The sequence below is a fragment of the Pseudorhizobium endolithicum genome, assembly GCF_902153245.2.
GTDB classification, from domain to species: domain Bacteria; phylum Pseudomonadota; class Alphaproteobacteria; order Rhizobiales; family Rhizobiaceae; genus Neorhizobium; species Neorhizobium endolithicum.
In genome coordinates this window covers 380,524-406,498 of the sequence record NZ_CABFWF030000012.1, presented here as the reverse complement: position 1 = coordinate 406,498, position 25,975 = coordinate 380,524, and the positions used below count along the sequence as shown (strand labels likewise).

Genomic DNA, 25,975 nt, shown 5'->3' with positions numbered 1-25,975 from the left:
TCAGCGGGTCGGCACCGGCCGGTTGGCCACCTCGATCAGCGCCTTCTGGATGAGCTCGTTGCCGGCGACCACGGTGCCCTCGCCGAACATGTCCGTCCCGCCCTTCAGGTCGCTGACGAAGCCGCCCGCCTCGCGGATCAGCACCAGGCCTGCCGCCATGTCCCAGGGAGAGAGGCCGGTTTCCCAGAAGCCGTCCAGCCGTCCGGCGGCGACATAGGCGAGATCCAGCGCCGCCGCACCCATGCGGCGGATGCCGGCAACCTCGCCCATGACATGGCGAAGCTCGACCAGGAACTTCCCGTGATTGCCGCGTCCGAGATGCGGAACGCCGCAGCCGATCACGCAATCGGAGAGCACGCGACGCGCAGCGACCCGCAGCCGGCGGTCGTTCAGGAATGCCCCGCCGCCCTTCTCCGCCGTATAGAGTTCGTCGGTCGCGGGGTTGAAGACGACACCGGCAACGATCTCGCCATTGCGTTCGAGGGCAATGGAGACGGCGAACTGGGGAATGCCGTGCAGGAAATTCGTCGTGCCGTCGAGGGGATCGACCAGCCAACGATGGGCGCCATCGGTGCCCTTGATCTCCTCGCTTTCCTCCCCGAGGAAGCCGTAGGTCGGCCGCGCCTTGAGGAGTTCGTCGCGCACGATTTTCTCCGCCTTCAGGTCCGCCTGCGAGACGAAGTCGCTCGGGCCCTTCACCGAGACCTGCAGGTTCTGCACCTCGCCGAAGTCGCGCGACAGCGACTTACCGGCCTTGAGGGCAGCCTGAACCATGACGTTGAGTAGGGCGGAGCGTGCCATTCGGGAGGGTCCTTGGATTGCGGAAGCCTGTCCCGCATGTGACCTGCCGCGGGACTTGATTTCAGGGCAATGTAGTGATCGGCGGGTTCAAGACCACAAAAACGAGGGAAATTCAAGTCATGCGCCGGGCACGAGGCTTGCGGAGAGCCAACCTCCTTGCAAGGATCGATGCCGGGGCTGCTGCTGAAGGAGAGCCGGATGAAGATCGCCATGCCGCTGGCCGCAAGCCTGGTCCTCGTGACCGCGATGGCCGCGGCATCGCTTCTGGGCTGGTCCATGGTCGGATCAGAGGCCGATCTGGCGATTCACTTCGGCCTGGACGGCACGCCGAGCCGCTATGCCCCCGCGCCGGTCGCTCTGTCGGTCATCCCGGTTGCGGCTGCCGTCGCTACGCTGATCTTCGCCTTCACGCCGCGCTTCGATCCCAAGGCCTCGGCCTCGCCACGCCTTTACAGGAGCCTCTGGCTCTTCGTTCTGCTGGTTCTGACGGCCGGGCATGCGCTTGTGATAGGCTACGCGCTGACGAAGGCGGGCTGATCAACTGCGCCGGAACCGGTTGGCGGCCTCGATCGCCTTCTTCTGCTGGTCCTCGTTGATACCGAGAAAGAAGTCCTCGAGCTCCGGATCGTTGAGGCCCGCCCGCCGCGACAGCACGTACCACTTCGCAGCCTCCACCGGGTCGGGCCGGGTGCCCAGTGCGTTGATGTAGAGATGGGCGAGCTTGTTCTGCGCCACAACATTGCCGCGCAGTGCAGCAACCCGCATCCACTGGAATCCTTCCTCATAATCCCGCTCGCCGCCGACCCCGTTCACCAGCCAAAGGCCGAGGTCGAGCTGGGCGGTATCGTATCCGGCCCTGGCGGCGCGCAGGAGCCAGGTCCGGGCCTGCACCTTCTTATCCTGGGGGACGTCCTCTATCGCCACGTAGAGCTGCGCGACGGCATACTGGGCATCCGCCAGTCCCTGCTCCGCCGCCTTCTCATAGAACGGCAGAGCAAGCTTCAATCCCTTCTCTCCGGGATTGTCCGAAACAAGGATCTGCGCCCAGTTGAACTGCGCCGAGGAATTGCCCGCCTCGGCCGCCTTGCGCATGAACTCGTCGGCCTTCGCCTTGTCGCGCTCGACATGGCGGCCGGTCATCAGCAGCAGGGCATACTGGAACATGGCGGCCGGATCGCCCCGCTCCGCCGCCTGCCCGTACCAGAACGCGGCCGCCTTCGGATCCCGCTTGATGCCCAGGCCCTTGGTCATCATCTCGGCCACCAGCGTTTGCGCGGCGGCGTCGCCCGCCTCGGCCCGCGGCAGCGCCTTTGCCAGCGCCGTGACGTAGAGGCCCCTCTGGTAGGCGCCGAAGGCTTCGTCTATCGGGCCCTCATAGGGTTTCTCCGCCGGGGCCGGTGGAAGAGCGGCGCCCATGCGCCGGTAGAGATCGACGCCGCCCGATGGCACGATGCCCTCCGGTTGCTCGCTTGCGTCCTCTGCCACCCTGCCCTTCTTCATCGGTTGCGCGTCCGGCTCGACCGGGCGCGTCATCGCCCGCTGCCCCTGCTGGGCGGACACGTCGGCAGCCATCGTGCCCGCGGCAAGGGCGGTCACGAGCATCATCCTGGCCGGAAGCGAAGAGGATCGGAAGGAGCGCATGCGGCCCATCAAGCGTCAAACCGTGGCGCTTTTTCGTCAAGCAGGCGGTTGGCTTCAGCCACCGCTCTCTCAGGACCATCGGCATGGTTGAACACGGCATCGCGCAGCGCGACGAATTCCGCGCCCGTTTCCGCGGCCGGGGGGACCGATGCAACCTCGTTGCCCCCCATCACGATGCACGGAATCTCGACCATGGAAGCCCACCATTCTGCAAGCGCCAGGTTCTTCGGATGCGGCTCCGGCTTGATGTCGCCGTCGAACTTGCCGAAGAAGATGTAGTCCGGCTGGAGTTCGCCGATTTCCAGGGCCTTGTGCCGTTCCGTCGCGCCGCCCGCTCCGACGATCATCTTCGGCGTGAACTTGGTGATCGCGTCTTCGAGATCTTGGAGGCTGGACTGCATGTGCAGGCCGTCGGCCTTGGCCCTGCCCGCGACGCGGCTGTCGCCCGAAAGAAGCGCGGCCGCGCCGGCATTCTGGATGATCGGCACCAGCCGCTCGGCTAGCGACTGGAACTGGCCGTCGTTGCGGTCATACTGCGGCACGATCACGGTGGCCACGTCGCCGCCGGCGAGGGCCGCCTCCAGCCGGTCCGACAGGATCTGCTCGTCATCCCCCGGCGGCAGGATCAAAACGAGGCGGCAACGGTTCTCGACGTCGGTCATGCTGTTTCCTGTCCGGCGGATTTGTGAGACGAGTAGAGCTCGCTCTTCCTCCCCGTTCGATAGACCGGACCGATACCTGGATCAACTGCCTCCCATGATACTCGATCTCGCCTTCTTCGCCGCGGCGATCCCTGCCGTCCTGCTCGTCGGTCTTTCCAAGGGCGGTCTCGGGGGTGCTTTCGCACTGATGGGCGTGCCGATCCTGGCGCTGGTCGTCGATCCGCTGCAGGCGGCGGCCATCTTCCTGCCGATCCTGATCGTCATGGACATCGTCGCGCTCTGGGCGTGGCGCCATGACAACGATCGCCGCACGCTGTTGGTGATCCTGCCGGGCGGAATGCTCGGCATCGCCCTCGGCTGGGCGACCTCCGCCCAGGTTTCACCGAATGCCCTGAAATTCGTCATCGCCGTGTCCACCATCCTGTTCGCCGTCCGGTATTTTTACCAGGTCTACGGCCCGCGGTCGGGAGGCGAGCAGCCGCCACAGCCCCAGCGCCCGGTGCGCGCCACCTTCTGGGGCACCCTGTCGGGCTATGCCAGTTTCGTCGCCCACGCCGGCGGACCGCCGTTCCAGATCTATGTCCTGCCGCTGAAACTCGATCCGCGCTCCTATACGGGCGCAAGCGTCCGCTTCTTCGCCATCGTCAATGCGGTGAAGCTGATCCCCTATTTCGCGCTGGGAGCGCTTGACGCGGAAAACCTCGTGACCTCGGCGACCCTGTTTCCGGTGGCGCTCGTCGCAACCATGATGGGCGCATGGATCATCCGGCACCTGAGGACGGAGGTCTTCTATCCGCTGACCTATAGCCTCGCCCTTGTGACCGGCCTGAAGCTCCTGTGGGATTCCGTTGTGTAAAGAACGGGCGGAGGACACGTCTTTCGCAGTGCACAATCAGATTGCCAGTATCCGGCGCTTCAGCTAGCCTCCCTTCATGACCAGCACCGATCCCTTCGCCGCGATCGCTGATCCCCACCGCCGCCATCTCCTGGAGGAGCTTCGGCGTGCGCCGAAGACCGTGAGCGAACTGGCGGCGGGCCTACCGATCAGCCGGCCGGCGGTCTCGCAGCATCTGAAGGCTTTGCTGGATTGCAATCTCGTCACGGTCAGCGCGTCGGGCACGCGCAGGATCTATTCCGTGAACAAAAGAGGGTTCGACAAAATGAACCTCTGGCTGGACCAGTTCTGGTCGTGACCCCTGCGGAATCACGACCAGGTTCTGCTTGGGTGGTGATTTTCGGTGCCGCCTGATGGCCCGGACCTACGCCACGGGCAGCGGCCGCAGATTCTCCTTTGAAGGTTTTAGTGGCGCGTAGACGCCTTCAGACGTTGCAGTTCGTCCTTGAGACGAAGCTTGCGGCGCTTGATCTCCGCAATTTCCCGATCGTCAGCCGAGGGAGACGCAAGAACGCTCTGGAGCTCCTCTTCGAGAGCACCATGCTTCTTTTCAAGCGATGCAATATGAGCCTGAATGGTCATGCGGCATGTCCTCCTTGGGCAACCTGCCCCGGCCATCCCTTTGAGCCGGAGGCTTCAGGTTTACAAAGGAATTGTGACATGTTCGGCAGACTTTGTCGAAGGTGAAAACGTGGCTTGACCGCGGCAAATTCGTGACCGTGCATAACTTCCAGTCAATGCCGTTTGGTGGTAGGAGCTTGCGCACATTACCGGTGATCGGGCACAGGTTTGATTGGAATGGGGACAGTGGCAATGGCGGACCAGGAACAGGCGGATATTCGGCTGGCACTTGCGAGGCTCCGCCAGGAGCACGAGGATTACGATGCCGCGATCAACGCGATGATCCAGGTCGGCAGCGAGGCGCTGCGCATCCAGCGCATGAAGAAGAAGAAGCTGGCGATCAAGGACAAGATCACCCAGCTCGAGGACCAGATCCTTCCCGATATCATCGCATGAGAGAGGGGAAATGATGACCTCCGAACGACCCGCCGTCGCCATCATCATGGGAAGCCAGTCGGACTGGGAAACCATGAAGAATGCCGCCGACATGCTCGACCTGCTCGATGTCGGCTACGAGGCCAGGATCATTTCCGCCCACCGCACGCCCGACCGCCTCGTCAGCTTCGCCAAGGGTGCCCGCGACGAAGGCTTCAAGGTGATCATCGCCGGTGCCGGCGGTGCGGCTCACCTTCCGGGCATGACTGCGGCGATGACGCCGCTGCCGGTCTTCGGCGTTCCGGTGCAGTCCAAGGCGCTATCTGGGCAGGACAGCCTCCTTTCGATCGTCCAGATGCCGGCCGGAATACCGGTGGGGACGCTTGCGATCGGCAAAGCGGGTGCAGTGAACGCCGCCCTTCTGGCGGCCGCGGTGCTGGCCCTTGCAGACGAGGACCTGGCCGACCGGCTGGACGAGTGGCGGGCGGACCAGTCGGCCGCAGTCGCCGAATACCCGCTGGACGAAGGCTGATGACGGTAACCACGATCGGCATCATCGGCGGCGGACAACTGGGACGCATGCTGGCCATGGCGGCCGCGCGCCTGAACTTCCGCACCATCATCCTGGAACCGCAGTCGGACTGCCCCGCCGCCCAGGTCGCCAGCGAGCAGATCGTCGCCGCCTATGACGATCCGGATGCGCTCGATTCCCTGGCGCGTGCCTGTGCGGTCGTCACCTATGAATTCGAGAACGTTCCGGTTGGCGCCGCCGAGCAGCTTCAGCGGACGGTACCGGTCTATCCCCCGCCGAAGGCGCTTGAGGTCGCCCAGGACCGGCTGGCGGAAAAGCGTTTCCTCAATGGCTGCGGCATCGCCACGGCGGACTTCCGCGCAGTCGACAGCCAGCAGGATCTGGAAAGGGCGCTGGCGGAGTTCCGCGACTGCGGTGTGCTGAAGACCCGCCGCCTCGGCTATGACGGCAAGGGCCAGCGGGTCTTCCGCTCGCAACAGGACGATCCAGCGGGAGCGTTCGATGCCCTCGGCCGCGTACCGATGGTTCTCGAGAGCTTCGTCCCCTTCGAGCGGGAAATCTCGATCATCGCCGCCCGCGGCAGGGACGGCACGGTGGAATGCTATGACCCGGCCGAGAATGTCCACAGGCACGGCATCCTGCACACCTCGACGCTTCCCGCCCGGATTCCGGACCCGACGGCGGAGCTTGCACGCAACGCCGCGCGCAAGCTCCTGGAGGCACTGGATTACGTCGGCGTGATCGGCATCGAGTTCTTCGTCCTCCCGGATGGCAGCCTGGTCGCCAACGAAATTGCCCCTCGCGTCCACAACACCGGCCACTGGACCGAAACCGCCTGCGTCATCTCGCAGTTCGAGCAGCATATCCGCGCGGTGACCGGCCTCGTGCTCGGCAATCCGCAACGCCATTCGGACTGCGTGATGACGAATCTCATCGGCGACGACATCCAGGACGTTCCCGATTGGCTGCGGAAGCAGGATGTCCTCGTCCATCTCTACGGCAAGACGGAAGCCCGCGCGGGGCGCAAGATGGGCCACGTGACGCAACTCACGGGCCCCAAAAAGCAGCGGAATGGTTGACAGGCGGCGAGCCTCGGGTTATCTGCACGCCAACCTTGAAAGCGCGCCCTTCTTCCCGGGAAAAAGCGGCGCGCTTTTGATTGAAATGACAAGCGGGCCAAAACGCTCGTAAACCTGCGGACGAGAACAATGAAGATCAAGAATTCGCTGAAAGCGCTGAAGGCCCGCCATCGCGACAACCGCCTGGTTCGCCGCAAGGGTCGCATTTACATCATCAACAAGCAGAACCCCCGCTTCAAGGCCCGCCAGGGCTGATCGGCGCGAAGGGCGGCAAGCAGCTGCCGTTCACATTGTCGCGCAAGCGAATAAACGGGTTTGAAGTTCGGCGCATGCGGATTACATATTCCGCATGCGCCGTTTCCGTTTCAGCCTCCTGATCCTTGCAGCCCTGATGGCTGCTCCCGTGGCATTCGCACAGGAGCCTGAGACGCCTCCTGTGCAGGCCGCTCCAGCCGAGCCCCAGGATGCACTCGCCTCCCTGTTCGAATCGTTGAAGCGCGAGCGCGATCCTGAAAAGGCACGCGGCATCGCCAGCCAGATCCTCTCCGAATGGAGCGATTCGGGCAGCGCGACGGTCGACCTGCTGATGCAGTGGGCGGCAACGGCGGTCAGCGAGAAGCGCAATGCCGCAGCCCTCGACTTCCTGGATCAGGTCACTGTGCTCAAGCCGGATTATGCCGAGGCATGGAACCGCCGCGCCGGCCTTCACTTCACCATGGGCGACCGCCGCAAGGCAATGGCCGACATCAACCAGGTGCTGATCCGCGAGCCACGCCACTTCGGCGCCCTGTCGGGCCTGGCGGAAATACTGGCGGGCAACGGCCAGGACGAACTGGCCCTGAAGGCCTGGGAACGTTACCTGGAGATATATCCGGCCGACAGGGATGCGCAGGAGGCGGCCACCGAACTTTCCGAGAAGATCGCCGGCAGCCGCACCTGATCCCTCATTCATGATCGCCTTTCCTCTCGTCATCGCCGGACTTTTCGCGGCGGCCTTCGGCTTCTCCGCCTGGAAAGCGCGCGCCATCGAACGCGCCTTCCCGAACCACGGTGAACTGATCGACGTCGGCGGCTTCCGGATGAATTCCCTCCTCGTCCCTCGCCGGCCGGACGGGCGACCTGCCGCCGGTCGTCTTCATCCACGGCGCGAGCGGCAATCTGCGCGATCAGGAGACCGCCTTCCGGGCGAGACTGGAAGGCCGGGCCGACCTTCTCTTTGTTGACCGCCCCGGCCATGGATATTCCGAGCGCGGCGACGGGCGAAACGCCTGGCCCGACGGCCAGGCCGATGCCATCGCCCGCCTCATGGAGAAGCGGGGGCTGGAACGGGCCATTATCGTAGGGCACTCCTTCGGCGGTGCCATTGCGGCAAGCTTCGCGCTCCGCCACCCGCAGAAGACCGCAGGCCTGCTCTTTCTCGCACCGGCGACCCATCCTTGGCCCGGCGGGATCGACTGGTACTACCGTCTGGCAAAGATGCCCTATATCGGCTGGCTCTTCAGCCGCCTCGTCGCGCTGCCGGCGGGCCTCACCCGCCTGGAAGGCGCTACCCATGCCGTCTTCCATCCCAATCCGCGGCCGGAAAAATACGTGACGGAGGGAGCTCCGGCACTCGTCCTGCGCCCGCAGAACTTCCGCAACAACGCGATCGACGTGGCCAACCTCAACGAATACGTGAAGCGGGTGGCGCCGCAGTACCGGTCGATCACAGCTCCGACGATCATCATCACCGGCAACCGGGACGCCATCGTCGCCGAGGAGATCCATTCGCGCGGCCTGAAGCGCGACATCGCCCATGCGGAACTGCTGTGGATCGACAATCTCGGCCACAAGCCGGACTATGTGGTGACCGAGATTGCCGTGGCGGCGCTGGAAAAGCTCGCGGGCTACGAACGGGATCTGGGGGTCATGGCCCGTGCCGCCGAGGCGCGCCTGCGGCCTCCTTGACGCCGCGGGCGCGGCTCGTGATCCGGACGCGCCTCGTCCCCGTCAGATGCCGCTCTGTCCGTCCGCCCCGATATAGGCGATGCGCAGCATGTTCGTGGCGCCCGGCGTGCCGAGCGGAACGCCGGCGGAGATGATGATCCGGTCGCCGGGCTTGCCGAAGCCTTCGCTCACGACGATGCGGCAGGCACGGTTCACCATGTCGTCGAGATCCTCCGCATCGTGGGTCACCACGCAGTGGAGGCCCCAGCAAACGGAAAGACGGCGAGCCGTCTGGATGATGGGAGAAAGCGCCAATATCGGCACCTGCGGCCGCTCGCGGGAGGCGCGCAGTCCGGTATTGCCGGAGGACGTATAGGTGACGATGGCCGACAGCCGCAGCGTCTCCGCGATCTGCCGCGCCGCCAGTGATATCGCATCCGCACCGGTTGCTTCCGGCGTCGGCCGCTGCGCATAGATAATGTTCGAGTAGTAGGGATCCTGCTCGACGGTGCTGGCGACCGAAGCCATGGTGGCGACGGCCTCGACCGGATATTCCCCTGAAGCCGATTCGGCCGACAGCATCACGGCATCGGCACCTTCGAAGACGGCCGTGGCGACGTCTGACACTTCGGCACGCGTCGGCACCGGAGCGGTGATCATCGATTCCAGCATCTGCGTCGCCACCACCACCGGCTTGCCGGCGCGACGGCAGGCGCGGGTCAACTGCTTCTGCAGGCCCGGTACCGATTCGAGCGGCATTTCCACGCCGAGGTCGCCGCGGGCCACCATCAGGGCGTCCGAAAGCTCGATGATCTCCTCGATGCGCTCGATCGCCTGCGGCTTCTCGATCTTCGACATCAGCCCGACCCGGCCACGGGCGATCTTGCGGACCTCCGCGAGGTCTTCCGGGCGCTGCACGAAAGACAGCGCCACCCAGTCCACCTCGCCGGTCGCAAGCACCGCGTCGAGATCCGCCCGGTCCTTGTCCGTCAGCACGCCGACCGGCAGCAGCGTGTCGGGCAGGCTGATGCCCTTCCTGTCGGAAATCTTGTTGCCGGAGACGACCGTGCAGACGATCTTCCTGCCGTCGGCCTTCTCGGCGCGCAGCAGCAGCTTGCCGTCGTCGATCAGCAGCCGGTCGCCGGGCTTCACGGCCGAAAGGATCTCCGGATGCGGCAGGAACACGCGCTTGTCGTCGCCCGGCTCGTCCTTGTCGTCCAGGGTGAATGTCTGGCCTGGGGTCAGCGCGACCTTCGTCTCCGCGAATTTCCCGACGCGGAGCTTCGGTCCCTGCAGGTCCGCGAGAATGCCGATCGGGCGGCCGCAGCGCTTCTCGACCGCCCGGATGCGCTGGATGAGCATGCGCATCGTGTCGTGGCTGGCATGGCTCATGTTGATGCGGAAGAGATCGGCGCCCGCCTCGTGCAGCTTCTGGATCATCTCCTCTTCGGAAGAGGCCGGACCCAGGGTCGCGAGGATCTTCACTTTGCGGTTGCGCTTCATCAATTCCGGCCTTCCTGCGTGCTCGGAGCATCGGAGAGCTGCACCATCCAGCTTCCCTGCCGCCCCGTATCGTATTCCTTGAAACCCATGCGCTGATAGCCGCGGGCGAAGCAGTCCTCGACGCCGACGATCTTGAACTCGTTCTCGGCGACGCACATGTTGACTTCACCCGTCCAGCGGCCGCCCCGCGCGGCGTCCTCGGCGTAGAGATAATAGTAGCGGGACTGCAGTTCGCCCTCGATCAGCGTCGCGCATGTCGATGCCGGAACCTGCCACCAGCCTTCGGTCGTCCAGCCTTCCTGTGCCCGGTAACCGATGGCCACTCCGACGAGATTCTGCGTTCCGTTGCAGACGCGGAAATCCGCATGGGCGGCACCGGCGGTGAAAAGCGGGATGCCGAGAGCCGCAAGGAATATGGCCGCCGGCAGGGCCTGCAGCGGACGGGTGATGGAGAGACGGGATGATTTCGACACGGCTTCCGATGGGACCCCATGGTTATTCGCGAAGCACTTTCTCGCCCGGCAGGGGTGGAAAGTCAACGCGATCTAATCGATTATACCGGCTGCGGACCGGCGAGGCGGAGAGCGAGCTTGCACCTTCGGTGAGTGCGTGCGATCAACCGGAGCCTACGTTCAGCACGCCCAGGACGCTCTATCCGCAATGCAGGACTTCGTTCCGTTCGAAATCATAGAAGGCGATTACGGCGCCGGAATGGTGTTGCTCGCCGACCATGCCATGAACCGGCTTCCGCCCGCATACGGCAGCCTCGGCCTGCCTGAAAGCGCCTTCCAGCGGCACATCGCCTTCGACATCGGCATAGAGGGGCTTACCCGGCAACTGGCGGCTCGCCTCGGCGTGCCGGCGGTACTCGGGTGTTTCTCTCGGCTGCTGATCGATCCGAACCGGGGAGAGGACGATCCGACGCTGATCATGAAGATCTCCGACGGAGCCATCATCCCCGGGAACTATCCGATCACCGGCGAGGAGTGGAACCGGCGGCTGGCTACCTATCACCGTCCCTACCACCGCGCCGTGGAACGCACGCTGGCGAAGGCCGGCGCCTCCGGCCGCGCACCGCTCGTCCTGTCACTCCACTCCTTCACGCCCGCCTGGAAGGGCGCTCCACGGCCCTGGCACGCCGCCGTCCTCTGGGACAGCGACCATCGGGCGGTCGTCCCGCTTCTGGAGATGCTGCGCCGGGACGGGAGCCTGGTGATCGGCGACAATCAGCCCTATGACGGCGCGCTGCGCGGCGACACCATGTACCGGCACTGCATGACGTCCGGCACGCCGCATGCACTTCTCGAGGTGCGCCAGGACCTGATCGCCGACGAGGCGGGCATCACTGAATGGGCAAATCGCCTTGCCCCTATGTTCGCGGCGCTGAACGGCGACCCTTCGCTGCACGAGTACCGGATATTCCCCTCCCGCACCGGTCCCTACGGCACCTGAACCCGGCCCGAAGCGGAACCATTGCCAGTGAACCTCGGTCTCTGAGCCGTGGAGTGGGGATCAAAAAGCCGCATTTGCGTAAAACAAGGCTGTTGATCACCGAGCCGCCGTCGATTCGGCTTGACCTCGGCCGCCCTTCGCGGCAGGTGACGAACAATCTTGAGAACCCCGCACTACAGGAGACCTCGATGTCTGATGCTCATGGCGTCGCCCGCGACCAACTCCGCGCATTTGTCGAGCGCATCGAAAGACTGGAAGAAGAAAAGAAGACGATCGCCGACGACATCAAGGACGTCTATGGCGAGGCCAAGTCCATGGGCTTCGACACGAAGATCCTGAAAAAGGTCATCGCTCTGCGCAAGAAGGACGACCAGGAGCGGATGGAGGAGGAACTCATCCTCGACACCTACCTCCAGGCGCTCGGCATGATCGAAGGTGCGCCCGAGGCGGACGCCGCCTGAAATCACCCCGATGTGATCACATTCAAAGCCCACCGCCAGAACCCGCCGCAGGGCGGGTTTTTTTGCGTCCTCCACGCGGAGCCAAAGCCCCGCGGCCCTTCAATGCCATCGTTACCAACGGAAAAGCCGCCTCACCGGCGGCTTTCTTCGGGGACAGGACGTGTGGGACGACTGTCCTATCGCGTCTTGGGGCTGAACCGGTTGGGGTCGATGGAAGCCGTCCTGGTGACCGGCTTGAAGCCGCTCGAAGCATAGGCTGCCGAATATTCGCCGCTGAGCGTCCGGGTGACCACCCGCGGCGCCTTGACCGAAGCCACGTCGGCGACCCGGTTGTTGCTGACGGCCCATCTGGCAAGCATGTCGCCCGTGAGCGCCGGAACGGCCTCCTGCTTGGCGGAGGCGGCGGCACGGCCGCCCTTCATCGGGACGGGGACCGACTTGGGCGCGTCGAATCCGTCCCCGAAGCGCATGTCTTCTACGGAGACAACGTTCTCCTGCGCGGGAGCGGAGGCAACCTCGACCGGCTTGGCTGCTGCGGCCGGAGGAGGAGCAAGCGTCGAGCGTACATAGGCGCCGCTCTGAGCAAGCGCCGCGATCACTGCCGGCGTGAGCGCCTCCTGTTCGCCGAGATCCCCGTCCGTCTCCGGATCGGTATCGGCCGCTGCCAACAGCGCTTCCGAGCCGGAAGGCCGTGCAGCCGGCAGAGGCACGGAAGCGAGCGCCGTATCGGGCAGATCGCCGTCGATCGACGCCGTCATCACGCCGGCCTCGGCGTCGCCGTTCAGGCCGCGCGGGCCGAGCAGGGTCGGTACGGGAATGGCATATTGCTGGAGGTCGGCAAACGCTTCGCCGTCTGCCTCGGGCGCGGCGGCGGGCTGTGCCGGCAGCGCGGCCTGCAGGGCTTCCTGCGCGGTGCTGCGCGTCGGCGAATAGAGCGCCGTCGCCAAGCCGCCGGGACCCCCATCCTGCCGGAACGCCGGGCGGGACGCCGGCACGGGGGCGGAAATCGTCTCGACACCCGGAAGCGCGTCGGGCTCAACGGCCGCAACCATGACGGGCTCCTCGGCGCGCGCCGCCGGCATTGCTGGCGCCGGACGCTCGGACGGTGCCGGTGCCGCGATCGCATCGGCATCCTCGTCTTCGTCGCCACCGCCGAAAAGGGCCGCAAACAGGTTCGGACGCTTCTTCTGGGAGCCGGAGGCACTCGCGATCTCGATCGGCGCACCGGAGGCCAGCCGCTTCTTGTAGCTTGCCAGCGCCACCTCGTAGCCGGGCAGCGGCTTGCCGTCGGCCGGCAGGTGCACGGTGTTGCCGTTCGGGAAGAGCTTGACCAGTTCCTGGCGGCTCATGCGCGGCCAGGCGCGCACGCCGCCGACGTCGAGATGCACGAAGGGGGAGCCGGAGGTCGGATAGTAGCCGACGCCGCCTACCTGCATCTGCATGGCGATGGCCCTGAGCCTCGCAAGCTTCACACCCGGAATGTAGAAGTCCATCGCCTTGCCGAGCATGTGCTGGCTGTTCTTCGCCACCCCCTTGCTGCGGGAACGCAGCATGCCGTTGGTGGTAGGGGAACGATAGGCCGAGACGACATGGATGTAGTCGGTGGCGCCGCTGCGCCGGTAGACTTCCCAGACGAGGTCGATCAGGCGCGGGTCCATCTTCGTCGGTTCGTTGCGCCGCCAGTCGCGCAGCATGTTGTTGATCTGCTGCAGACCCTTCGGATCGAACTTGCCGTTGCGCTTGAAGACGATGTTTGCCCGCTCCTTCGTATGGATGAAGTAGAGCTTGAGGCTGCGGGTTTCAGCCGCGGCATGGCTTGCGGAAACCGAAAGCAGCGGAAGGGCCAGGCACGCCACCGCTGCAAGCGACGCCGCCCCCTTCACGAACGACTTCAGGAAAGCGGCCGTACGGCCGCGCTTGCCGGCGCCTGGAGGCGTTTCGTTCCCGTTCAGATCCTGCAAGGCTGTCCCCGTCCTGTCGACAACTTCCCTCGTTGCCGTAAATGACTGTCAAATTGCGGTGAGACGATGGCAAATTTGCCACACAATCACAAGCATCTCTCGCAGAGTCAACAATTCGCTACCAAGAGATTGACAAAGGGTGACAGAACATCCTTGCGCGGAGGTTAACGATCTCTAATAAGCCCTCGTTCAGGCCGCCTCCTTCAGCGGGTTGTCGGGATCGATGCCGTAGTCCTTCAGCTTCCGGTACAGGGTCGAGCGGCCGATGCCCAGCTTGCGCGCCACCTGGCTCATCTGCCCCCGGTAGAATTTCAGAGCGAAACGAATGAGTTCCTCCTCCACGTCGGAAAGCTTGCGGACCTCTCCGGAGCTGTCCGTGCTGGCGATCACGTTGGCGGACGCGGGATAGGCTGCCGCCAGAAGCGCCCGCGGGTCTGGACGCGGCGGCTGTACCGGTATGCCGATGAAGCCTTCCGGCACCGGCAGCGTCACCGGCCAAGCTGCCGTTCGGCGAGCTTCGGAGCCCTGCGGCAGCACCACGGGCGCAGTCGTCGCCGCCCGCAATTCGTCCGACCGGAATTCCGGCAGTTGTGCGGCAATTTGCGGGAAGTCGGCTTCGGTGAGCTCTTCCGTCTGGGCAAGAACCGCGGCGCGGAAGATGGCGTTCTCGAGCTCGCGGATGTTTCCGGGCCAGTCATGCGCCGTCAGCAGCGCCATCGCTTGCGGCCCGACGCTCACCGGCCGGGGAAGCTTCTGCTCGTGCGAGAACCGGTCCGCGAAGACGCGCGCCAGGTGCGGGATATCCTCCTTGCGGCGACGCAGGGCGGGGATCGTGATCGGGAACACGTTGAGGCGGTAGTAGAGGTCCTCGCGGAAACGGCCCTCCCGCACCTCCTCGATGAGATCCTTGTTCGTCGCGGAGATCAGCCGAACATCGACCTTCTGAACCTTGCCCGATCCCACGGCTTCGATCTCGCCCTGCTGCACGGCGCGGAGAAGCTTCACCTGCACTTCGAGCGGCAGATTGCCGATCTCGTCGAGGAAGAGCGTGCCGCCGTCGGCCTCGGCGAACTTGCCGGCGTGCCGTTCGGTGGCGCCTGTGAACGCCCCCTTCTCATGGCCGAACAGGACGCTTTCCACAAGATTTTCCGGGATGGCACCGCAGTTGACGGTAATGAACGGCTTGCCGGACCTGTCGCTGGCCGACTGGATCGCACGGGCGACCATTTCCTTGCCGACGCCCGATTCGCCCTCCAGCACGACTGGAATGGATGATTGCGCCGCACGTTGCGCCAGGTCGATGACCCGCTGCATTTCCTGGCTCGCCGAGACGATGTCGCTGAACGTCGCCGAACCGCTGCGCGATCGGCGGGCGGTCTTGCTGCGGCCTTCCCGTCGGTCGACGGTCAGCGCGTTGGCGACCGAGGAGGCGATGCGTTCGGGCGAGACCGGCTTGACGACGAAGTCGAAGGCGCCGGCCCGCATTGCCTCGACCACCGTCTCGATGCCGCCCTGCCCCGTCTGCACGATGACCGGAGTTTCGATACCCTTCTCCCTGATGGCCTTGAGGAAGGTCAGACCGTCGAGTTCCGGCATCATCAGGTCCAGCACGATCACGTTGATCTGGTCGCCGCCGTGCTTCAGGAACTCCAGTCCGACCAGGCCGTTCTCGGCGAGATGGACCATATGACCATGGCGTTCCAGCGCGTTCTTGAGAAGGCGGCGCTGCACGGGGTCGTCATCGACTACAAGGATTTGGGCAATCATGCTCGGCTCCTGACATCATTCATAATGTCCCGGTTTGGGCGTTCTACGCCGGTGGTTGTGCCAGAAAGGCTTGAACATCGTCTTTTGAGAAAGGCTTGCATTTTAACGGCCGGCACGGAAAACAGGGCGGACGAGGAACGAGAAGGAAGACGGTCGATGCTCCTGCCCCATACTGCCAAGCTGGTTGCGCAAGCTGCCGCCGAACATGCCGCCGCGGATCCCGCCCTGGGGCTGCTTCCCGTCTGGAAGCTTGCCGACCTCTACCCCTCGCGCGATGCCCCCGAGTTCAAGTCGGACCTGGAGCGGGCCACCACGCTTTCGAAAGCGTTCGAAACCAGGTGGAAGGGCAGGCTAGCAGACGCCGCGACGAAGACCGGCGCCGAGGGTCTGGGGCAGGCGCTGTCCGACTACGAGGCCTTGGAGGACCTGCTCGGAAAGATCGGCTCCTTCGCCGGCCTCACCTATTTCTCCAATACCTCCAACCCTGCGAACGGCAAGTTCTATGGGGACGTGCAGTCGAAGCTGACCGACCTGTCGGCGCACCTCCTGTTCTTCGGCCTTGAACTCAACCGGCTGGATGATGCGCTGGTGGACACGGCGATGGACCGCGACCCGCAGGCGGCCCACTACCGCCCCTGGATCGTCGACCTGCGCAAGGACAAGCCCTTCCAGCTCGACGACAGGCTGGAGCAGCTTTTCCTCGAAAAATCGATGACCAGCGCGGCCGCCTTCAACCGCCTGTTCGACGAGACCATGGCCGAGCTTCGATTCGAGATCGACGGCGAGAAGCTGCCCCTGGAGATCGCCCTCAACATGCTGCAGGAACCGGAGGAGGAGGTTCGCCGCAAGGCGGCACAGGCCCTCTCGAAGACCTTCCAGCAGAACATCCGCGTCTTTACGCTGATCACCAATACGCTCGCCAAGGACAAGGAGATTTCCGACCGCTGGCGCGGCTTCGAGGACATCGCCGACAGTCGCCACCTCGCAAACCGGGTGGAACGCGAAGTGGTCGATGCGCTCGCGGCCGCCGTGAAGGAAGCCTACCCTCGCCTGTCGCACCGCTACTACCGGATGAAGGCGAAGTGGCTCGGCATGGACGAGATGAACTTCTGGGACCGCAATGCGCCCTTGCCGGAAACACCGAAGGCGCTGATTTCGTGGCCGGACGCGAAGGAAACGGTGCTCTCGGCCTATGCCGGCTTCGCACCAGAGATGGCCGACATTGCCCGTCGCTTCTTCGACGAGGAGTGGATCGACGCACCCGTCCGTCCCGGCAAGGCGCCCGGCGCCTTCGCCCATCCGACGGTCCCCTCCGCGCATCCCTACGTGCTCGTCAATTACATGGGCAAGCCGCGCGACGTCATGACCCTCGCCCATGAACTGGGCCACGGCGTGCACCAGGTTCTGGCCGGAGAACAGGGGGCGCTGATGGCGCAGACACCCCTGACCCTTGCCGAAACCGCCTCCGTCTTCGGCGAAATGCTGACTTTCCGCGCCCTCCTCGACAAGACGAAGGACAGCGGCGAGCGCAAGGCCATGCTCGCCCAGAAGGTCGAGGACATGATCAACACGGTCGTCCGCCAGATCGCCTTCTACGAGTTCGAGCGCAAGCTTCACACGGCACGCAAGGAAGGCGAACTGACCGCCGAGCAGATCGGCGAACTATGGCTCTCGGTCCAGTCCGAAAGCCTCGGTCCCGCGATCCGCATCTCGGAAGGCTACGAGACGTGGTGGGCCTATATCCCCCACTTCATCCACTCACCCTTCTACGTCTATGCCTATGCCTTCGGCGACTGCCTGGTGAACTCGCTCTATGCCGTCTACCGCAACGCCGAGCCGGGCTTCCAGCAGAAGTACTTCGAACTCCTGAAGGCCGGCGGTACCAAACACCATTCGGAACTGCTGAAGCCCTTCGGCCTCGATGCCACCGATCCGTCCTTCTGGTCGAAAGGTCTCTCGATGATCGAGGGCCTGATCGATGAGCTGGAGGCTTTGGACAAGGCGTGAGCCTACCCTCCCCCACCGAGCAGTGGTCAGGGGGTGGGCAACGGGGTTGAGCGATAAGCGGTAAAATGACGAAGCACAGCCCCTACGTCCTCTTCCGCGACGACAAGCGGTCGCAAAGCCGCCTGTTCCGCGCGCCGCGTGAGATCGTCATCGCCCGCGCCGCGAACCACGTGCTGCCGGCGCTGACCCGGCTCGAACAGGCGCGCCGAGAGGGTTACTGGCTCGCCGGCTATCTCTCCTACGAGGCGGGCTTCGTGTTCGAGGAGAAGCTGAGGCCTCTGATCGTCGATGACCGGGAGACGCCGCTGTTGGCGATGGGTGTCTTCGATGCCCCGGCACCCGATGGGCATCCCCTCGCCGCTCCGCCCCGGTCCGGAGAACGGCAGCCGCTTCTGTCCGACCCCCGCGCCGCCTGGGATTTCGCAGCCTACCGCACCCGCTTCGACCGGCTGCACGAGCACCTGCGCCGCGGCGACATCTACCAGGCGAACCTGACGATGCCGGTCACCGCCCGCTGGAGCGGCGATCCGCACGCGGCCTTCTGGTCGCTCGTGTCACGCCAGCCGGTGCATTACGGCGCGCTGGTCGATCTCGGCGGCGGCCCCGTCATCCTGTCGCGCTCGCCCGAGCTCTTCTTCCGCGTCGACGAGGACCGCTTCATCGAGACCCACCCGATGAAGGGAACGGCGCCGCGGGGTGCCACTCCCGAAGAGGACGCAGCGATCGTCGCCGCCATGCTTGCCGACGAGAAGACGCAGGCCGAAAACCGGATGATCGTCGATCTCCTGCGCAACGACATCTCGCTCGTCAGCGAAGTCGGCACGCTCACCGTCCCGAAGCTCTTCGCCATCGAGAGCTATCCGACCGTTCACCAGATGGTGAGCCATGTGCGGGCGAAGCTGCTGCCAACCGCCGGCCTGCCGGAGATCATGGCCGCCCTCTTCCCCTGTGGCTCCATCACCGGCGCTCCGAAGATGTGGGCGATGAAGATCCTCCACGACCTGGAAGCGGGACCGCGGGATCTCTATTGCGGCGCCATCGGCTGGTGCGATCCGGCCGGCCCCATGCAATTTTCCGTCGCCATCCGCACGCTTGCCCTTTTCAACGACGGCCGGGCCGTCTTCAATGTCGGCGGGGGGATCGTGTTCGATTCGACGGCCGAGGCGGAATATGAAGAATGCCTTCTAAAAGCGCAGTTCGCAGTCGGCAAACAGGCGATCTCGCACTGATCGAAACGCTGCGCTGGGAACCCGAGCAGGGCTTCCTGCGCCTCGATCAGCACCTGCGCCGCCTGAACCGTTCGATCGATGCCCTGGGCTTTCTGCCGCCTGCCGATCCCGCCATGGCACTCAAGCTTGCCGTCGGTGGCGATGAACCGTTGCGGGTCCGCCTGTCGGTCAGCTATCGCGGCAGGACGGAAGTCACCACCGCGCCCTTCCGGCCGGAACCGGAAGGCAAGGTCTGGAGGCTGCGCATCGCCGGGCAAAAATTGTCGTCCGACGACGCCTTCCTCCGGCACAAGACGACCCGACGCGATCTGTATGAAACCGCCCGCGCCGAATTCTCCTCCGAGGAGGCAGACGAGGTCCTTCTCCTGAATGAACGCGGCGATGTGTGCGAGGGCACCATCACCAACCTCTTCGTCGAGGGCGAGGACGGTATCCTCCTCACGCCGGCCATCTCCAGCGGGCTTCTCCCCGGCATCCTGCGGGCCGAACTGATCCGCGAGGGCAAGGCGCGCTCCATGGTGCTGAAGCCGGCGGCTCTCTTGAACCGCCGGCTCTTCGTGGGGAATGCGCTGCGCGGATTGATCCCGGCGGTGCTGCTGGAAGCGGGCTAGCGCTTCCGCCGCAGGATCATGCCTGCATGGTGCAGCGTGTCGCCGTCCACGAACTCCCCGTCGGCGGTGAAGCCGGTATCGTCCCAGTAATCGATGTGGTTTCCGGTGACGACGTAACGGCCCTGATAGGCGCTTTCGCGCGTGCCGCGGGCTTCGTCATAGCGGCCGTTCGGCAGGAGCTCGTGGCGTATGTGCCCGTCGTCCGTCACCCACATGCCGACATAGGGGTGGGCCTGTTTCTCAGCCTGATCGGTCATCTGATCCTCTGCGATTGCGGTATTGAGTGCCGCGAGCGCGGCTGCGGCAAGCAGGGAATAACTCTTCGCCACCGGCCTCTCCTCAGTTCGGCGACCTCGTCGGCCGCACCACGATCTCGTTGACGTCCACATCCTCGGGCTGCTCGATCGCAAAGCGGACGGCGCGGCCGATGGCATCGGGCTGCAAGGCAATGGCACGGTAGCTCTTCATCGCCTCGGCGGCCGCCGGATCGGTGATCGTGGAGGCGAGCTCGCTTTCCACCACGCCCGGATGGATGCAGGTGACGCGGATATCCTCCCGCTCCTGCCGCAAGCCATCGGAAATCGCCCGCACGGCAAACTTGGTGGCGCAATAAACGGCGGCGGTGGGGGCAACGCTGAGAGCGCCGATGGACGCTATGTTGATGATGTGGCCGGAGCCGCGCTCGGTCATCTCCGGCAGTACCGCGGCGATGCCGTAGAGGACGCCCTTGATATTGACGTCGACCATCTGGTCCCACTCGTCGACCTTCAGCGAGGCCATGAGCGACAGCGGCATGACGCCCGCATTGTTGACGATCACGTCGACGCGGCCGAATTCCTGCCGGGCAGCCGCCGCGAAGGCGGCCACATCCGCGCGGTCGGTCACATCGAGCCGGCGGATCGCGACCCTGCCGCCGCCCTTGCGGATCTCCTCCGCCAGCGCCTCGAGACGATCGGTGCGACGGGCCCCGAGCATGAGCGTGGCGCCGGCCTTGGCCAGTTCGCGAGCAATGCCCGCTCCGATGCCGCTGGAAGCGCCTGTGACGAGAATGACTTTTTCCATGCTTTATCTCCCTGTTCAGCCCGACATCGGGCTTGAACGGAAGATAAGCGTGCCGCATTGTCATCGGTAGCCGCACTGAAATTTCCGCATTGGTAAGGACTGCTAACCAATGGTGCCAGACCTGAACGCCCTCGCCGTCTTCATCACGGTGGCGGAAGAAAAGAATTTCCGTGCCACCGCCGACCGGCTCGGTGTCACGCGCGCGGCGGTCAGCCAGATCATGAGAAAGCTCGAGGAATCCATGGGGATCGCGCTCGTCAACCGCACGACCCGTAGCGTCGCCCTCACGGAAGCGGGCGAGCGGCTTTACGCTGACGCGGCCCCCGCTCTCGCCGTGATGCGCGCCGCCATAGAGGCCGCGGGAAACCTCGGTGACAGCCCCCGCGGACAGCTGAACCTCGCCGTGTCCTCGATCGCCGAGAGCTTCCTGTCCGGGCCGCTGCTTGCCTCCTTCGCCGACGGGAACCCGGAGGTCCGCATCCACGTCACCGTCACCGACGATGAATTCGACATCGTCGAAGCAGGGTATGACGCGGGCGTGAGGCTCGGCGAAGTGATCGCCCAGGACATGATCGCGGTACCCGTCTCCGGCAACCAGCGCCAGTTGGCGGTGGCGTCGTCGGGCTATGTCGGGCGCTTCGGGGTTCCCCGGCATCCCCGTGACCTGGTGGGCCACCGGACGATCGGCTGGCGCACCGCGCCCGGCCGGGCCTCCTACCGATGGGAATTCGTGGAAGAGGGCAAGGAATTCACCGTCGCCGTCGGCGACCACTTCACGACGACGGACATGTCCCTGATGATCCGCCTGGCAGTGGCGGGAGCCGGCATCAGCTTCGGCATGGAGGAGAGTTTCCGGCCCTTCATCGAGCGTGGCGAACTGGTGCCGCTTCTGGAGGACTACTGCCCCCGTTTCCCCGGCTTCTACCTCTACTATCCGAGCCGCCGCAACATGGCGCCCAAGCTGCGGGCCCTTGTAGATCATCTACGGCGAAACCGGCCGGCCTAGCGGGTGCCGCCGCCCTTTGCGGCTACGAACGCCTATCGTTTCCGGAGAGAGCGTCCCTCCCTCGCAACCGCCGGGTGACGAAGATCGACAGGCTGCCGCTGCTTTTCGCACCGGCAATCGCAACCTCTTTATTGTGACGGGGATTTATGATCTAGAGCGCCGAAATCATGAGCGAGCGCTCCCATCCGTTCCCTGTCCACTAGCGGCGCAGCGGCGTGATGCCGAGGCGGTGAAGGAGAGACATATGACTGAGCGGAATTACCCGGTTCATGCGGAAATTACCGGGCCGATCGTGATGATCGGCTTCGGCTCCATCGGCCGGGGTACGCTGCCGCTGATCGAGCGCCACTTCAAGTTCGACAAGAGCCGGATGGTGGTCATCGACCCGCGGGATGACGGTGCGGAATTGCTCGGCAAGCACGGCGTCAGGCACATCAAGGAATACGTGACCAAGGAAAACTACAAGGAGCTCCTGAAGCCCCTGCTCGATGACGGCAAGGGTGGCCAGGGCTTCTGCGTCAACCTGTCGGTCGACACTGGGTCGCTCGACCTGATGAAGTTCTGCCGCAAGCTGGACGTCCTCTACATCGACACGGTGGTTGAGCCCTGGCTCGGCTTCTATTTCGACACCTCTGTCGGAAACGAGGAACGCACCAATTACGCCCTTCGCGAAACGGTGCGCCAGGAGAAGCTGAAGAACCCCGGCGGCACCACCGCCGTTTCCACCTGCGGCGCCAATCCCGGCATGGTGTCCTGGTTCGTCAAGCAGGGCCTCGTGAACCTTGCAAACGACTTGGGCATCAAGTTCGAGGAGCCCTCGGTAGACGACCGCGAAGGCTGGGCCAGGCTGATGAAGAAGGTCGGCGTCAAGGGAATCCATATCGCCGAACGCGATACCCAGCGCACCAGGAACCCGAAGCCGCTCGACGTCTTCTGGAACACCTGGTCCGTCGAAGGCTTCATCGCGGAGGGCCTGCAGCCTGCGGAACTCGGCTGGGGCACCCATGAAAACTGGATTCCGGAGAACGCGAAGACGCACGAGAAGGGTTGCCAGTCGGCCATCTACCTGGAGCAGCCCGGCGCAAATACGCGCGTGCGTAGCTGGTGCCCAACGCCGGGGCCGCAATACGGCTTCCTCGTCACCCACAACGAGTCCATCTCGATCGCCGACTACTACACCGTCCGCGACAAGCATGATGACGTCACCTACCGCCCGACCTGCCACTATGCCTACCACCCCTGCAATGACGCCGTGCTCTCGCTGCACGAGATGTTCGGCAATGGCGGCAAGGCGCAACCGGTGCAGCACGTTCTGGACGAGGATGAACTGGTGGACGGCGTCGACGAATTGGGCGTCCTGCTCTACGGCCACGACAAGAACGCCTACTGGTACGGTTCGCGCCTGTCGCTGGAGGAGACCCGCCGCATCGCGCCCTACCAGAATGCCACCGGCCTGCAGGTGACCTCCGCCGTGCTCGCCGGCATGGTCTGGGCGCTGGAGAACCCCAAGGCGGGCATCGTGGAAGCGGACGAGGTCGACTACCGGCGATGCCTGGAAGTGCAGATGCCCTATCTCGGGCCTGTTGAGGGACACTATACCGACTGGACGCCGCTGGAGGGACGCCCTGGCCTCTTCCCCGAGGACATCGACGCTTCCGACCCCTGGCAGTTCCGCAACATCCTCGTCCGTTAGGCAGGCTTTTCGGCCTCAGCAGGGAAATGCCCGTCACAAAACGGGACATTTCCTCTGTTGAAACCGCCGCAAGGGGCTGCCAAGCGCCGCCATGTGCGATAGATAGGACCGGACAACCTCGGCCTCGGCCGTACCGCGGGAGACTGACCCATGAAATTGAAGACGAGCCTCGTGTTCATTGCTGCCGCCACGCTGACCGCCTGCGTTTCCTCCGCCCCTCCGCGGCTTCCGCCACAGCAGGCACAGCCGCAGGGCGTCGAAGGCAGTTGGGCCGATCCGAACGGGATCGTCTCCACCTTCCAGGGCGGCACCTTCAGCACGCGCTCCACCGACAGCAACACGCTACTTGCCTCCGGCACCTATGTCAGCCTCTCGCCCACGCTCGTCGAGATCAACATGACCTCGCTGGTGCGCAACACCCAGTCACGCGTCAACTGCGCGCTGGTGACGTCGAGCCAGCTGAACTGCACGCAGGACAGCGGCGCCCAGTTCTCACTGACCCGCCGTAGCTGATCCAGTGTCCAGGCTTTCTTCCGAACCTCGCTCCGGCGGGGTTTTTCTTTGGCGGCAAGCCCCCGTGCCGATCGCTCCCGTTGCGCTGCACATTTCCGCTTGAAGTCGCCTGTCCCTGATGAAAACATGCCCCGGCACGGTCGGTGGGACAGAAGGGCCGGTGTGGAAGCCGGCTGCCGACGGAGCGAAACAGGAGAGAGACGATGACGAAGACATTGAGACTGGGGCTGATGACGGCCTCGGCGATTGCCCTCTTTGCCGGCACCGCACTGGCGGACTACGAACTCAATATCCTCCACATCAACGATCTTCACTCCCGCATAGAGGCGATCAACAAATACGATTCCACCTGCTCCGAGGAAGAGGCCTCGAAGAACGAGTGCTTCGGTGGCATCGCCCGCGTGAAGACCGCCATCGACACCCGCCGCGGCGAGTTGCAGGATGCAAACGTCCTGGTGCTCGACGCCGGCGACCAGTTCCAGGGCTCGCTGTTCTACAGCATGTTCAAGAGCGGCCCGATCGCCGACTTCATGAACGGCATCCGCTTCGACGCCATGGCGATCGGCAACCATGAATTCGACGATGGTCCCGAGGAACTCCTGAAGTTCATCGACGCCGCCGACTTCCCCATCATCTCCGGCAACACGATCGCGGCCGAGGGCAGCCCCGTGGCCGGCAAGTTCGAGCCCTACATCGTCAAGGAAATGGGCGGTCAGAAGGTCGCCATCGTCTCCGTGCTGGCGACCGACACGGACGAGACCTCGTCGCCGGGCGATCAGATCCGCTTCGAGGACGAAGTGGAATACCTGAAGAAGGCCGTTGCCGACCTGCAGGGCCAGGGAATCAACAAGATCGTGCTCCTCTCGCATGTCGGCTATGAGCGCGACAAACAGATCGCCGCGGCGGTCGACGGCATCGACGTCATTGTCGGCGGGCACAGCCATACCCTGCTCTCCAGCACGGACGAAAAAGCGGCCGGTCCCTATCCGACACTGGTCAAGAACCCGGCCGGCACCGATGTCCCGATCGTGCAGGCCTATGCCTATTCGAAATACCTCGGCGACCTGAAGGTCGTTTTCGACGACAACGGCGTGGTGAAATCCGCCGAGGGTGCGCCCCAACTGCTTGATGCCTCCGTCGTTCCCGATGCCGGCTTTTCCGCAAAGGTGGACGAGCTCGGCAAGCCGCTGGAAGAGCTGAAACAGAAGGTCGTCGGCTCCGCGCAGGACGTCATCGTCGGCGACCGCAACGTCTGCCGTGTCGAGGAATGCTCGATGGGCAACCTCGTAGCCGACGCCCAGCTCGACCGGGTCAAGGATCAGGGCATCACCATTTCGATCGCCAACAGCGGCGGCCTGCGCGCCTCCATCGACGCCGGCGAGGTCACCATGGGTGAGGTCCTGACGGTCCTGCCGTTCCAGAACACGATCGCCACCTTCCAGCTCAAGGGCTCCGATCTCCTCGCGGCACTGGAGAATGGCGTCGGCCAGATCGAAGAGGTTGCCGGACGTTTTCCCCAGGTGGCCGGCATGAAATACTCCTTCGACAAGTCCAGGCCCGCCGGTGAACGGATCACCGACGTGCAGGTGAAGGAAGGCGACGGCTTCGTGCCACTCGATCCGGAAAAGACCTATGGGGTCGTGACCAACAACTATGTCCGCGGCGGCGGTGACGGCTACGAGGTCTTCGCCACGAATGCGGTCAATCCCTATGACTTCGGGCCCAATCTCGAGCAGGCGGTTGCAGACTACCTGACCGCGAACAATCCCTACAAGCCCTACACCGAGGGCCGCATCACCGAGGTGGCGTCGGAAGGGACGGCTGAGATTGAAACCACGCCGGCTGCCCAAGCCCCTGCCGAGCCTGCGGCACCGGCGACGAGCGGAGCGGCTGCCCCTGCAGAACCCGCCGCCCCGGCTGAAACGACGGCATCCGCAGAGCCCGCTCCGGCTCCGCAAGCAACCGCGCCCGCCGCCGAAGCGACGTCGACCGCTCAAACCCATACCGTCAGCCGCGGCGAATCTCTCTGGAAGATTGCCGAATCCGTCTACGGCGATGGTGCGGTGTGGACGCGCATTGCCGAAGCGAACGAGCTTCGCAACCCGAATCTTCTGGAAATCGGTCAGGAGCTTCAACTTCCCGCGAGATAAGACAATTTGTCTCGCAGCCACACGCGGC

The 25,975-nt window shown here is 64.5% G+C and carries 25 protein-coding genes and 4 pseudogenes; 18 read left to right on the top strand and 11 right to left on the bottom strand.

Translation table 11 applies throughout. The features are described 5' to 3' along the window. Complete coding sequence (locus RTCK_RS11790; protein ID WP_142519827.1) at window positions 1-801, bottom strand: inositol monophosphatase family protein; 801 nt, start codon at window positions 799-801, stop codon at window positions 1-3. A 198-nt stretch (window positions 802-999) separates the two neighbouring features. On the opposite strand from RTCK_RS11790, the gene RTCK_RS11785 reads away from it, so the two are divergent. After that, window positions 1,000-1,338, top strand: a complete 339-nt coding sequence (locus tag RTCK_RS11785) for an SdpI family protein (RefSeq protein WP_142592935.1) — start codon at window positions 1,000-1,002, stop codon at window positions 1,336-1,338. Here the strand turns inward: RTCK_RS11785 and RTCK_RS11780 are convergent, their stop codons facing one another. After that, complete coding sequence (locus tag RTCK_RS11780; RefSeq protein ID WP_235988688.1) at window positions 1,339-2,373, bottom strand: tetratricopeptide repeat protein; 1,035 nt, start codon at window positions 2,371-2,373, stop codon at window positions 1,339-1,341. It abuts the gene before it with no gap. A gap of 77 nt (window positions 2,374-2,450) precedes the next feature. After that, window positions 2,451-3,104, bottom strand: a complete 654-nt coding sequence (locus RTCK_RS11775) for a thiamine phosphate synthase (protein WP_142519825.1) — start codon at window positions 3,102-3,104, stop codon at window positions 2,451-2,453. Between the two features lie 94 nt (window positions 3,105-3,198). On the opposite strand from RTCK_RS11775, the gene RTCK_RS11770 reads away from it, so the two are divergent. Then, entirely contained in the window at window positions 3,199-3,960 is a 762-nt protein-coding gene (locus tag RTCK_RS11770; protein ID WP_142592934.1) for a sulfite exporter TauE/SafE family protein, read from the top strand. Window positions 3,961-4,036: 76 nt separating this feature from the next. Continuing rightward, window positions 4,037-4,297, top strand: coding sequence for an ArsR/SmtB family transcription factor (locus RTCK_RS11765; RefSeq protein WP_142519823.1), 261 nt, complete (start codon window positions 4,037-4,039; stop codon window positions 4,295-4,297). Between the two features lie 107 nt (window positions 4,298-4,404). Here RTCK_RS11765 and RTCK_RS11760 read toward each other — a convergent pair whose 3' ends face one another. Continuing rightward, window positions 4,405-4,581 carry a YdcH family protein gene (locus RTCK_RS11760; protein ID WP_142519822.1) on the bottom strand — a complete coding sequence of 59 codons (177 nt, stop codon included), beginning with the start codon at window positions 4,579-4,581 and terminating at the stop codon, window positions 4,405-4,407. Between the two features lie 231 nt (window positions 4,582-4,812). Here RTCK_RS11760 and RTCK_RS11755 point away from each other — a divergent pair, with 231 nt between their 5' ends. From RTCK_RS11755 to RTCK_RS11730, 6 genes and pseudogenes are all read left to right on the top strand, one after another. Then, window positions 4,813-5,016, top strand: coding sequence for a YdcH family protein (locus RTCK_RS11755; RefSeq protein ID WP_142519821.1), 204 nt, complete (start codon window positions 4,813-4,815; stop codon window positions 5,014-5,016). Between the two features lie 13 nt (window positions 5,017-5,029). Continuing rightward, complete coding sequence (purE, locus tag RTCK_RS11750; protein WP_142592933.1) at window positions 5,030-5,527, top strand: 5-(carboxyamino)imidazole ribonucleotide mutase; 498 nt, start codon at window positions 5,030-5,032, stop codon at window positions 5,525-5,527. Then, window positions 5,527-6,606 (top strand): 5-(carboxyamino)imidazole ribonucleotide synthase, encoded by a 1,080-nt coding sequence (locus tag RTCK_RS11745; protein ID WP_142592932.1) that lies wholly within the window; start codon window positions 5,527-5,529, stop codon window positions 6,604-6,606. Before purE ends, RTCK_RS11745 begins: the two co-directional genes overlap by 1 nt. Before the next feature lie 129 nt (window positions 6,607-6,735). Further along, on the top strand, window positions 6,736-6,861 hold the full coding sequence (gene ykgO / locus RTCK_RS11740) for a type B 50S ribosomal protein L36 (protein ID WP_006726873.1): 126 nt from the start codon (window positions 6,736-6,738) through the stop codon (window positions 6,859-6,861). Window positions 6,862-6,955: 94 nt separating this feature from the next. After that, window positions 6,956-7,546: a tetratricopeptide repeat protein gene (locus RTCK_RS11735; RefSeq protein WP_142592931.1), complete on the top strand. Its 591-nt coding sequence runs from the start codon at window positions 6,956-6,958 to the stop codon at window positions 7,544-7,546. Window positions 7,547-7,556: 10 nt separating this feature from the next. After that, window positions 7,557-8,553: pseudogene (locus RTCK_RS11730) on the top strand (alpha/beta fold hydrolase). 42 nt (window positions 8,554-8,595) lie between these two features. On the opposite strand, the gene pyk reads toward RTCK_RS11730, so the two are convergent. Both pyk and RTCK_RS11720 read right to left on the bottom strand, forming a co-directional pair. Beyond that, window positions 8,596-10,035 carry a pyruvate kinase gene (gene pyk, locus RTCK_RS11725; RefSeq protein ID WP_142592930.1) on the bottom strand — a complete coding sequence of 480 codons (1,440 nt, stop codon included), beginning with the start codon at window positions 10,033-10,035 and terminating at the stop codon, window positions 8,596-8,598. After that, window positions 10,035-10,427: pseudogene (locus RTCK_RS11720) on the bottom strand (DUF1036 domain-containing protein); the annotation flags it as partial. The gene pyk and the pseudogene RTCK_RS11720, both read right to left, overlap by 1 nt. Window positions 10,428-10,695: 268 nt before the next feature. Between RTCK_RS11720 and RTCK_RS11715 the strand changes: the two are divergent. Next, the gene (locus tag RTCK_RS11715; RefSeq protein WP_142592929.1) at window positions 10,696-11,487 is read left to right on the top strand and encodes an N-formylglutamate amidohydrolase; all 792 of its coding nucleotides are present in this window, start codon (window positions 10,696-10,698) and stop codon (window positions 11,485-11,487) included. 188 nt (window positions 11,488-11,675) lie between these two features. Continuing rightward, a complete protein-coding gene (locus tag RTCK_RS11710) occupies window positions 11,676-11,948 on the top strand; it encodes a DUF2312 domain-containing protein (protein WP_052639299.1) in 273 nt (90 codons plus the stop codon). 176 nt (window positions 11,949-12,124) lie between these two features. Here the strand turns inward: RTCK_RS11710 and RTCK_RS11705 are convergent, their stop codons facing one another. The 3 genes and pseudogenes from RTCK_RS11705 to RTCK_RS11700 form a co-directional block, all read right to left on the bottom strand. Further along, complete coding sequence (locus RTCK_RS11705) at window positions 12,125-13,909, bottom strand: DUF882 domain-containing protein (protein ID WP_142592928.1); 1,785 nt, start codon at window positions 13,907-13,909, stop codon at window positions 12,125-12,127. Window positions 13,910-14,098: 189 nt separating this feature from the next. Further along, window positions 14,099-14,311, bottom strand: a pseudogene (locus RTCK_RS21225) (helix-turn-helix domain-containing protein); the annotation flags it as partial. Between the two features lie 171 nt (window positions 14,312-14,482). Then, a pseudogene (locus RTCK_RS11700) lies at window positions 14,483-15,676 on the bottom strand (sigma-54-dependent transcriptional regulator); the annotation flags it as partial. 156 nt (window positions 15,677-15,832) lie between these two features. Here RTCK_RS11700 and RTCK_RS11695 point away from each other — a divergent pair. The 3 genes from RTCK_RS11695 (at window position 15,833) to RTCK_RS11685 (ending at window position 19,523) form a co-directional block, all read left to right on the top strand. Next, window positions 15,833-17,683 (top strand): M3 family oligoendopeptidase, encoded by a 1,851-nt coding sequence (locus RTCK_RS11695; protein WP_142592926.1) that lies wholly within the window; start codon window positions 15,833-15,835, stop codon window positions 17,681-17,683. 65 nt (window positions 17,684-17,748) lie between these two features. Further along, window positions 17,749-18,912, top strand: coding sequence for an aminodeoxychorismate synthase component I (locus tag RTCK_RS11690; RefSeq protein ID WP_142592925.1), 1,164 nt, complete (start codon window positions 17,749-17,751; stop codon window positions 18,910-18,912). Further along, a complete protein-coding gene (locus RTCK_RS11685; protein WP_142592924.1) occupies window positions 18,861-19,523 on the top strand; it encodes an aminotransferase class IV family protein in 663 nt (220 codons plus the stop codon). Before RTCK_RS11690 ends, RTCK_RS11685 begins: the two co-directional genes overlap by 52 nt. On the opposite strand, the gene RTCK_RS11680 is transcribed toward RTCK_RS11685, so the two are convergent. Continuing rightward, a complete protein-coding gene (locus tag RTCK_RS11680) occupies window positions 19,520-19,795 on the bottom strand; it encodes an Atu4866 domain-containing protein (protein ID WP_408004539.1) in 276 nt (91 codons plus the stop codon). The two genes, RTCK_RS11685 and RTCK_RS11680, sit on opposite strands and share 4 nt — an antisense overlap. A gap of 67 nt (window positions 19,796-19,862) precedes the next feature. Continuing rightward, on the bottom strand, window positions 19,863-20,585 hold the full coding sequence (locus RTCK_RS11675) for an SDR family oxidoreductase (RefSeq protein ID WP_142519807.1): 723 nt from the start codon (window positions 20,583-20,585) through the stop codon (window positions 19,863-19,865). Between the two features lie 109 nt (window positions 20,586-20,694). Here RTCK_RS11675 and RTCK_RS11670 point away from each other — a divergent pair, with 109 nt between their 5' ends. The 4 genes from RTCK_RS11670 (at window position 20,695) to RTCK_RS11655 (ending at window position 25,947) form a co-directional block, all read left to right on the top strand. Beyond that, on the top strand, window positions 20,695-21,591 hold the full coding sequence (locus RTCK_RS11670) for a LysR family transcriptional regulator (RefSeq protein ID WP_142592923.1): 897 nt from the start codon (window positions 20,695-20,697) through the stop codon (window positions 21,589-21,591). A gap of 244 nt (window positions 21,592-21,835) precedes the next feature. After that, window positions 21,836-23,284, top strand: a complete 1,449-nt coding sequence (locus RTCK_RS11665; RefSeq protein ID WP_142519805.1) for a homospermidine synthase — start codon at window positions 21,836-21,838, stop codon at window positions 23,282-23,284. A 150-nt stretch (window positions 23,285-23,434) separates the two neighbouring features. Then, window positions 23,435-23,797, top strand: coding sequence for an outer membrane lipoprotein Omp10 (gene omp10, locus RTCK_RS11660; protein ID WP_142592922.1), 363 nt, complete (start codon window positions 23,435-23,437; stop codon window positions 23,795-23,797). Between the two features lie 203 nt (window positions 23,798-24,000). Then, window positions 24,001-25,947 (top strand): 5'-nucleotidase C-terminal domain-containing protein, encoded by a 1,947-nt coding sequence (locus tag RTCK_RS11655; RefSeq protein WP_142592921.1) that lies wholly within the window; start codon window positions 24,001-24,003, stop codon window positions 25,945-25,947. Window positions 25,948-25,975 lie beyond the last annotated feature (28 nt).